Genomic DNA, 9,229 nt, shown 5'->3' with positions numbered 1-9,229 from the left:
GAGTCCGCGCAGCCCGGCCAGGAAGGCGTCGTGGTGGCGTTGCGCCGTGCTGCGGGTGTCGCGGCGCACCGCGTCCTCATCCGGGGTGGCGTCGACGACCGGGATTTCGTCGTCGGGGTTGCACACTCCGGGGGCGGCCAGCTTGGCCAGCATGGCCTCGATCGCGGCGCGCAACTCCGGAGTGACCAGGCCGCTGAGGCGCGACATGCCGTCGAATTCCTGGGCGCCCAGGGCGATCCCGCGCTTGCGGGCGCGTTCGGCGTCGCTGAAGTCTCCGTCGGGGTGCAGCCACTCCCTCAGCCGCTGGGCGTATTTGGCCAGTTCGTCGGGCCCATAAGCGCCGGCCTTGGCGGCCAGGTCGGCTTCGGCGGCTTGGCGGGTCAGGGCGTCGATGGCATCGGGCAGGTGGGCCAAGAAGTCGCGGATCACGTTGATGTGGCCCTCGCCGATGCGCCCGGCGCGTTGGCGGGCCGCGGTCGCAGTCAGCTTGGGTGCCAGCGGTTCACCGGTCAGCGCCCGGCGCTCGCCGAGGTCGGCGGCTTCGGCGATGCGCCGGGCGGCCTCGGCCTTGGTGATGCGCAACCGGTCGGCCAGCCCGGTGCGCAAGGAGCCGCCCACCTCTTCGGGGCTGGCCTGCGCGTCGAGTTGGTTGATCAGCGCGTGCTGGGGTGTACGCAGCCGGCGGGCGACGCTTTCCACCCGCTCCAAAGCCCGCAACCGTTCCGGGGTGGTGAGCACGTCAAAAGACATGGCGCACAGGCGGTCCGCGTCGCCGTCGAGCGCGTCGATAGCGTCGACGATCTCCTCACGACTGGCCTCCATACCTCAAACTCTAGAAACCCCCACCGACAAAAAAGCCCGCTCTGTGACTAAAGAAACCAAAGTGGCACAAGGGATTACAAAGCAATCGCGCCGAAACGCCCTAGTCGCCGACGACGATGACCGTCTTGCCGGGGCGATGGCCCGGGCGCCGGCCGCTTTCGAACGCCTCGCGGCCCCGCTCGAGCGGGAAGGTCTCCGCGATGTCGACGCGCAACCGTCCACCGTCGACCAACGCGGCGAGCTTCCTCAGCTGGTCGCGGTCCGGCGTGACGATGAAAAAGGTTGCCGTGACGCCGTATTCGTCGGCCCTGCCCGCCGGCGGCGGAGCCGACAGAGTGACCAGCCGACCACCAGGGCGCAGCACGGGAAACGACCGGTCCAACGTCTCACCGCCGACGGTGTCGATCACGACGTCGTAGGCGGCGTCGTCGAATGTCTCGGTGCGGACGTCGATCACCCGGGCGGCGCCATACCCGCGGACGAGTTCGCCGGCGTCGCTGCGCACGGTCGCGGTGACACGCGCGCCCAGCATCACGGCCAGCTGAACGGTCAAGGCGCCCACCCCGCCCGCGCCGCCATGCACCAGCACGTCCTCGCCGGCCCGCACGTTCGCGTGATCGGCCAGCGCCTGCAGGGCTGTCAGGCCGGCCAGCGGCAACGCGGCGGCGACGACGTGCGACACCGTCGCCGGCTTGGCGGCCAGGTCGGCCGCGGGGGCGCAGACGAATTCGGCCGCGGCGCCGTCGCGGTCGAACGGGATCAGCCCGTACACCTCGTCGCCGGGCGCGAAATCCGCCACACCCGCGGCCACCTCGCGAACGACGCCCGAGACTTCGTGCGACGGGATCACCGGCGTGCGGCTCACACCGTCTCGGGTCCAGGTCTCGTCCCAGGTCAGCTCGTCGAACGTGATGGCCGCGGCGTGGACGCTCACCAGAACTTCACCCGCGGCGGGAACCGGTACGGGCGCCCGCTCGACCACGAGTTGTTCCGGGCCGCCCCGGTGGTGGGCCCGCAATGCGGTCATCTCGGTCACGGCAGCCGCCAATCGATGGGGTCGGCGCCCATACCCGTCAGCAGTTCGTTGGCGCGGCTGAACGGACGCGACCCGAAGAACCCCCGAGAGGCGGACAGCGGCGACGGATGCGGGGACTCGATGGCCACGCAATTGCCTTCTGCCAGAATCGGTTTCAGTGTGGACGCGTCGCGGCCCCAGAGGATCGCCACCAATGGCTGCGAACGCGCCGCGAGCGCGCGGATCGCGCACTCGGTCACCGCTTCCCAGCCCTTGCCCCGGTGCGAGGCTGGATTGCTCGGCCGCACGGTGAGCACCCTGTTGAGCAGCATCACCCCGCGCTGGGCCCACGGTGTCAGGTCACCGCACGAGGGCTGCGGATGGCCGAGGTCGGCGGAGTATTCGTCGAAGATGTTGGCCAGGCTGCGCGGCAGCGGACGCACGTCGGGGGCAACCGAAAAGCTCAGTCCCACTGCATGTCCCGGCGTTGGGTACGGGTCTTGCCCGACGATCAGCACCCGGACGTCGTCGAACGGAAAGGTGAAGGCGCGCAGCACGTTCTGGCCGGCCGGCAGGTACTTGCGCCCGGCGGCGATCTCGGCCCGCAGGAACTGGCCCATGGCGGCCACCCGATCCGCCACCGGCTCCAGCGCGGCGGCCCAGCCCCGCTCGACGAGTTCAGTCAACGGCCGCGCCGTCATCGCCGGTCCTTTCGTAGCATCGACGCTCACCGCGCCACCCTAACCGTCATATGACTGCCAGCCCGCATAGCCGGTCCACGCCTGTCCGTCGACGAGCACGTCGGCCTTGCCCTCGAGGACCCGCCCGATGATTCGCCACCCGGCCGGCGCCGGGCCGGCGAAACAGGCCACCAGGGCGTGGTCTTCGCCGCCGCCCAGCACCCACGACCACGGGTCGGCCCCCACCGCGTTGCCGGCCGCGGTCAGCGCGTCGTGGTCCGCGGCCAGCGCAGCGGTCGACAGATCCATCGCCACCTCCGACGCCTCGGCGACGTGCCTGAGGTCGGCGACCAGGCCGTCGGAGACGTCGATCATCGCCTGCGCTCCCCCGGCCGCCGCCGCGACGCCCTGACCGTAGGGCGGCTGGGGCACCAGATGCCGGCGGCGCAGCGAGTCGAAACCTTCAATACCCTTGCCGAACAACGCGAGGCCGGCCGCCGAGCGGCCCAGCTCGCCGGCGACCGCGATCACCGATCCCGCCTTGGCGCCGGACCGCAGCACCGGAGCGCGCCCGTCCAGATCGCCCAGCACCGTCACGGAGACCACCCACTGTGGGCAGCTGACGAGATCGCCGCCGGCGATGCCCGCGCCGATGCGGTGCGCCTCGTCCCACATCCCGCCGACCAGCCCGTCGACGGCGGCGGTCGGTGTGTCGCCGGGGGCGCCGAAGGCGACGACGAAGGCCGTGGACCGCGCGCCCATCGCCTCGATGTCCGCGGCGTTCTGGGCAATGGCTTTGCGGCCGACGTCGTGCGGACTCGACCAGTCCAGCCGAAAGTGCCGGTCTTGCACCAGCATGTCGGTCGACACCGCGGTGCGGCCGTCCCTGGCTTGGATCACCGCCGCGTCGTCGCCCGGCCCGACCACCACCTCGGCCGGCTGCCGGCGACCGCGCACCAATCGGTCGATCACCGCGAACTCACCGAGCTGCTGCAGTGTGGAATTCGATCCGTCGTCGCCCACGCCACCTCCTCCGGCGCGTCCCGCCCTGTCCGGGCCACTATCGGAGCCGCCGACCTGCGGTAAGTTGGGTTACTGCCCGCGCGAGCGGCCCGCGCCAGTTTAGAGCCCTGTCCCGATGCGGACCGCTCGCGGCCCGAGATAGGAGGTGCGCGGGCGGTGACGACCGACCCCGATACCCGCCCCGCCGTCGACGAGGGGCCGCCGCCCGCGCTGATCATCGCCGCGGTCGCCGTGGCCGTCGTCGCGATCGGGGTGATCCTGGTGATCGCGGCCAACCGCCAGGCGCCGCCGCAACCGGTCGCCGTCCCCGCGGCCCCGGCGCCCCAGGCCGACAGCCCCGCATGCCGGGCGCTGGCCGGGGCGCTGCCTCAGCGGCTCGGCGACTATCAACGCGCGCCCGTCGCACAGCCTGCGCCCCAGGGCGCCACCGCGTGGCGGGCCGGACCGGACAGCGAGCCCCTGGTGCTGCGCTGCGGGCTCGACCGCCCAGCCGAGTTCGTGGTGGGCTCTCCGATCCAGGTCGTCGACCGGGTGCAGTGGTTCGAGGTGCATCCCGAACAGCAGTCCGCCGGTGACGCGGGCAGGTCGACCTGGTACACGGTGGATCGGCCGGTGTATGTCGCGCTCACGCTGCCGTCGGGGTCGGGCCCGACGCCGATCCAGCAGCTCTCGGAACTGATCGACCGCACCATCGCGGCGGTGCCCATCAACCCGGCGCCCGCCGGTTAGCGCAAACCCACCCCGCGGGCCAACGCCGTCTCGACCATGGTCGCCAGCAGGGTGGGATAGTCCACGCCGCTGGCCGCCCACATCCTCGGGTACATCGAGATCGTGGTGAACCCGGGCATCGTATTGATTTCGTTGAGCACCGGTCCGTCATCGGTGAGGAAGAAATCGACCCGGGCCAGGCCCTGGCAGTCAATGGCCTTGAATGCCCGGACCGCCAAATCCCTGATGGCATCAGCGATGTCGTCGTCCACCTTAGCCGGCACATCCAATTCGGCTGCATCGTCGAGATATTTCGTGGCGAAGTCGTAGAACGAATCCTCACGTCCCCGCACTCCTGCTACACGGATCTCGCCCACCGTGCTGGCTTCGATTGTGCCGTCGGGCATTTCGAGCACGCCGCACTCCAGCTCGCGGCCGGTGATCGCCGCCTCAACGATCACCTTCGGATCGTGCCGGCGCGCGGCCGCCACGGCGGCCGGCAGGTCGTCCCAGCTGGCCACCCGGGTGACCCCGATCGACGAGCCGCCCCGCGCGGGTTTGACGAAGACCGGCAGACCCAGCCGCTCGCGCTCCTCGGGCTGCAGCGTCGACCGCGACGGGCGCAGAACCGCGTACGCGCCGACCGGCAACCCCTCGGCAGCGAACAGCTTCTTGGTGAACTCCTTGTCCATGCCCGCCGCGCTGGCCAGCACGCCGGCCCCGACATAGGGCACCCCGGCCAGTTCCAGCAGGCCCTGCAGAGTGCCGTCCTCCCCGTACGGGCCGTGCAGCACCGGGAACACCACGTCGACGGACGCCAGGACCTCGCCGGCCCCCGGCGAAAGGGCGACCAGTTGGCCGCCGCGGCGCGGATCGGCCGGCAGGGCCAGTTCGGTGCCCGACTGCGCGGTCACCTCGGGCAGCTCCCGGTTGCTGATGGCCAGCGCGTCCGGGTCGCCGTCGGTGAGCACCCACGATCCCTCCGGGGTGATGCCGATCGCCAGCACTTCGAACCGCTCGGGATCGAGGTTGCGCAGAATGCTGCCCGCGGACACGCACGAGATGGCGTGCTCGTTGCTGCGCCCGCCGAAGACGACGGCGACGCGCACGCGATTCCCGCTGGCACTCACAACCTAAAGAGGCTACCGGTTGCGCGGCGCTCGGGCCGGGCGGCGCCGCTGGCTGCGGTTTCGATGGCGGTCACTCGGGCTTGGTCCGGCGGCCGAGCAACAGTGCCATCGCCTCGTCCACCGACAGGCCCTTGTGGCAGACCCGGTGCACGGCGTCGGTGAGCGGCATCTCGACGTCGTAACTGGACGCGAGCGCCAGCACCGACTCGCACGACGTCACGCCCTCGACGACGTGGCCGCCGCCGGCCTGCATGGCCGACTCCATGGTGCCGCCGCGGCCCAGACGTTCGCCGAAGGACCGATTCCGCGACTGCGGCGACGTGCACGTCGCCACCAGGTCGCCGACCCCGGCCAGGCCGGCCAGCGTGGCGCCCTTGGCGCCGAGCGCTATCCCCAACCGGATGATCTCGGCCAGGCCGCGGGTGATGATCGCCGCCGCGGTGTTCTCCCCGAGCCCGACGCCGGCCGCCATGCCGCACGCGAGCGCGATGACGTTCTTGCACGCCCCGCCGATCTCGGTGCCGACGACATCACTATTGGTGTAGGGGCGGAAGTACCCGGTGTTGAGCATGCGCTGCAGCGCGACGGCGCGACCGGAGTCGCTGCACGCGACGACCGTGGCGGCGGGCTGGCATTCGGCGATCTCGCTGGCCAGGTTCGGCCCCGAAACCACCGCGACCTGAGCCGGGTCCACCCCCGTCACCGACACGATGACCTGACTCATCCGCATCAGGGTGCCCAGCTCGATGCCCTTGGCCAGGCTGACCAGGGTGGCGCCGTCGGGCACCAGCGGTGCCCACCCTTCCAGGTTGGCACGCATCGTCTGCGCGGGCACGCCCAACAGCACCGTCGTGGCGCCGGCCAGCGCCTCCGCCGCGTCGGTGGTCGCACGGATGCCCGGCGGCAGCGTTGCGCCGGGCAGATAGTCGGGATTGGACCGGGTGGTGTTGATCTGGTCGGCGATGTCGGACCGGCGCGCCCACAGCGTGACGTCGGATTCCGGCTCGCCGGCCTCGACGAGCACCTTGGCCAGCGCCGTGCCCCACGCCCCGGCACCCATCACCGCGACGGCGCCCTGCGAGCCGGTCATCCACCACCCCCGTCTGTCTTCCCAAGCGAGTTGCAGCCGCTACACCCTAGATCAGCGGAGCTCACGCGAGCTAGCGCGTCCGCCGTCGGCGGTCGCTGGCAGGATGAGATCTCATGAGCGGCACACGAGCCGACGAAGCGGGCAAGGACGTCGCCCTGATCGTCGCCGTCAAGCGGTTGGCCGCGGCCAAGACCAGGCTGGCCCCCGTTTTTTCGGCACGCACCAGGGAGGGCGTGGTGCTCGCCATGCTGATCGACACCCTGACCGCGGCGGGACGCGTTGATGCGTTGGGCTCGATCACCGTCGTCACGCCCGACGACGCCGCGGCCGCGGCGGCCACGGAGCTGGGGGCCGAGGTGCTGGCCGACCCGACGCCCGACGGGCACGGCGACCCGCTGAACAACGCCATCGCCACCGCGGAACGGGCCGTGGGCGGATTCTTCCCGAATATCGTTGTGCTGCAAGGCGATTTACCCGCGCTGCAGACACAGGAGCTGGCCGAGGCGATCGCCGCCGCGCGGCAGCACCGCCGCAGCTTCGTCGCCGACCGGCTGGCGACGGGAACCGCCGCCTTGTTCGCGTTCGGCGCCCCACTCGATCCGCAGTTCGGCGCCGATTCGTCGGCGCGGCATCGACGTTCGGGTGCGATCGAACTGACCGGCGCATGGCCGGGGCTGCGTTGCGACGTCGACACTCCCGACGATCTCGCCGCCGCGCGCCGCCTCGGGGTGGGCGCCGCGACCGCGCGCGCCCTCGCCCATCAGTGACATCGGCGCGGACCGGCGAACCTGTCCTCGCGATGAACGTCGTCCCAACGGCGAATGGATGTCCGTCGAGCGCTAGCAGCATCGGCGAGTGATAGGCGATGATCGCAGGGTGACTGAAACCGAAGCTGAGGCACGCCCCGACCAGAACTTGTGGCATCAAGGCGACTCGGCCGTGGCAGCGCCGCCCGCCGCGACGCCGTCCGCCCTCACCGACCTGCCGGAGGACCGCTACCTCAACCGCGAGCTGAGCTGGCTCGACTTCAATGCCCGCGTGCTGGCCCTGGCCGACGACAACTCGTTGCCGTTGTTGGAACGGGCCAAGTTCCTGGCCATCTTCGCGTCCAACCTCGACGAGTTCTACATGGTCCGCGTCGCCGGCCTCAAGCGCCGCGACGAGATGGGTCTGTCGGTTCGGTCCGCCGACGGACTGACCCCGCGCGAGCAACTGACCCTCATCGGTGAGCAGACGCAACGGATCGCGACCCGGCACGCGCGGGTCTTCCTCGATTCGGTGCGACCGGCGCTCGCCGAGGAAGGCATACATATAGTCACGTGGGCCGATTTGGATCAGGGTGAGCGCGACGAACTGTCGACCTATTTCCACGAACAAGTCTTCCCCGTCCTGACCCCCCTCGCGGTCGATCCCGCGCACCCGTTCCCCTTCGTCAGTGGGTTGAGCCTGAACCTGGCGGTCATGGTGCGCCAACCCGAGGAGGGCGGCCAGCATTTCGCGCGGGTGAAGGTGCCCAACAACGTGGATCGCTTCGTCGAACTGCGCGGCCCCGGACATCCGGACGACGGCGAGGGTCCCGCCATAATCCGCTATCTGCCAATGGAAGAGCTGATCGCGGCCTTCCTGCCGGTGTTGTTCCCGGGCATGGAGATCGTCCAGCACCACGCGTTCCGCATCACCCGCAACGCTGACTACGAGGTCGAAGAGGACCGCGACGAAGACCTCCTGCAGGCGCTGGAGCGGGAGTTGGCGCGCAGGCGGTTCGGGTCACCGGTGCGACTCGAGGTCGCCAACGACATGACCGAGAGCATGCTGGAATTGCTGCTGCGCGAACTGGACGTGAACCCCGGCGACGTCATCGAAGTGCCAGGCCTGCTGGACCTGTCGTCGTTGTGGCAGGTCTACAGCATCGACCGGCCGGCGCTCAAAGACCCGGCTTTCGTCCCCGCCACCAGCCCCGCCTTCGTCGACCGCGAGACGCCGAGAAGCATTTTCGCGACGCTGCGCGAAGGCGATGTGCTGCTTCATCATCCGTATGAGTCGTTCTCGACCAGCGTGCAGCGATTCATCGAACAGGCGGCCGCCGACCCGAATGTGCTGGCGATCAAGCAGACGCTGTACCGCACAAGCGGTGATTCGCCGATCGTGCGAGCGCTTATCAACGCCGCCGAGGCAGGCAAGCAAGTGGTGGCGCTCGTGGAGATCAAGGCGCGTTTCGACGAGCAGGCCAACATCCGCTGGGCGCGCGAGCTAGAGCAGGCTGGCGTGCACGTCGTCTACGGATACGTCGGACTCAAAACGCACTGCAAGACCTGCCTCGTGGTCCGCCGCGAGGGTTCGACGATCCGGCGCTACTGCCACATCGGCACCGGCAACTACAACGGAAAGACGGCGCGACTCTACGAGGACGTCGGGCTGCTGACGGCGTCTCCCGAGATCGGGGCCGACCTGACCGACCTCTTCAATTCGCTGACCGGCTACTCGCGCAAGGTCTCCTACCGCAACCTTCTGGTCGCCCCGCACGGCATTCGCACCGGCATCATCGACCGTGTGGAGCGCGAGATCGCCGCGCACCGCGAGCACGGCGGCGGCCGGATCCGGCTCAAGATGAATGCCCTCGTCGACGAACAGGTCATCGACGCGCTGTATCGCGCATCGATGGCGGACGTGCGGGTGGAGGTGGTGGTGCGCGGCATCTGCGCGCTGCGCCCCGGCGCCGAAGAGTTCTCGGAGAACATTGCGGTCCGCTCGATCCTCGGTC

The 9,229-nt window shown here is 70.1% G+C and carries 9 protein-coding genes; 3 read left to right on the top strand and 6 right to left on the bottom strand.

What is annotated here, in order from left to right; translation table 11 throughout:
- The 4 genes from A9X05_RS24960 to A9X05_RS24945 form a co-directional block, all read right to left on the bottom strand.
- Window positions 1–822 (bottom strand): DUF222 domain-containing protein (locus A9X05_RS24960; RefSeq protein ID WP_156736968.1); only part of this gene is annotated, 822 nt, incomplete at its 3' end.
- Window positions 823–922: 100 nt separating this feature from the next.
- Window positions 923–1,849 carry an NADP-dependent oxidoreductase gene (locus A9X05_RS24955; protein WP_067784725.1) on the bottom strand — a complete coding sequence of 309 codons (927 nt, stop codon included), beginning with the start codon at window positions 1,847–1,849 and terminating at the stop codon, window positions 923–925.
- Window positions 1,850–1,854: 5 nt separating this feature from the next.
- Window positions 1,855–2,538, bottom strand: coding sequence for a uracil-DNA glycosylase (locus A9X05_RS24950; protein ID WP_067784719.1), 684 nt, complete (start codon window positions 2,536–2,538; stop codon window positions 1,855–1,857).
- Window positions 2,539–2,577: 39 nt separating this feature from the next.
- A complete protein-coding gene (locus A9X05_RS24945; protein WP_067784715.1) occupies window positions 2,578–3,540 on the bottom strand; it encodes a thiamine-phosphate kinase in 963 nt (320 codons plus the stop codon).
- A 156-nt stretch (window positions 3,541–3,696) separates the two neighbouring features.
- Here A9X05_RS24945 and A9X05_RS24940 point away from each other — a divergent pair, with 156 nt between their 5' ends.
- Window positions 3,697–4,269, top strand: coding sequence for a DUF3515 domain-containing protein (locus A9X05_RS24940; RefSeq protein WP_067784712.1), 573 nt, complete (start codon window positions 3,697–3,699; stop codon window positions 4,267–4,269).
- Here the strand turns inward: A9X05_RS24940 and A9X05_RS24935 are convergent.
- Together A9X05_RS24935 and A9X05_RS24930 are read right to left on the bottom strand one after the other, a co-directional pair.
- Window positions 4,266–5,378 carry a D-alanine--D-alanine ligase family protein gene (locus A9X05_RS24935; protein ID WP_067784709.1) on the bottom strand — a complete coding sequence of 371 codons (1,113 nt, stop codon included), beginning with the start codon at window positions 5,376–5,378 and terminating at the stop codon, window positions 4,266–4,268. The two genes, A9X05_RS24940 and A9X05_RS24935, sit on opposite strands and share 4 nt — an antisense overlap.
- 70 nt (window positions 5,379–5,448) lie before the next feature.
- On the bottom strand, window positions 5,449–6,468 hold the full coding sequence (locus A9X05_RS24930) for an NAD(P)H-dependent glycerol-3-phosphate dehydrogenase (RefSeq protein ID WP_067747772.1): 1,020 nt from the start codon (window positions 6,466–6,468) through the stop codon (window positions 5,449–5,451).
- Window positions 6,469–6,581: 113 nt separating this feature from the next.
- On the opposite strand from A9X05_RS24930, the gene cofC reads away from it, so the two are divergent.
- Both cofC and A9X05_RS24920 read left to right on the top strand, forming a co-directional pair.
- Window positions 6,582–7,235 (top strand): 2-phospho-L-lactate guanylyltransferase, encoded by a 654-nt coding sequence (gene cofC, locus A9X05_RS24925; RefSeq protein WP_067784706.1) that lies wholly within the window; start codon window positions 6,582–6,584, stop codon window positions 7,233–7,235.
- Window positions 7,236–7,323: 88 nt separating this feature from the next.
- Window positions 7,324–9,229 (top strand): RNA degradosome polyphosphate kinase (locus A9X05_RS24920; RefSeq protein WP_067784722.1); only part of this gene is annotated, 1,906 nt, incomplete at its 3' end.

Source organism: Mycobacterium sp. E3298 (assembly GCF_001666895.1).
Lineage (GTDB): Bacteria > Actinomycetota > Actinomycetes > Mycobacteriales > Mycobacteriaceae > Mycobacterium.
The sequence above is the reverse complement of the archived record's forward strand: the minus strand, read 5'-3'. Positions and strand labels throughout refer to the sequence as shown.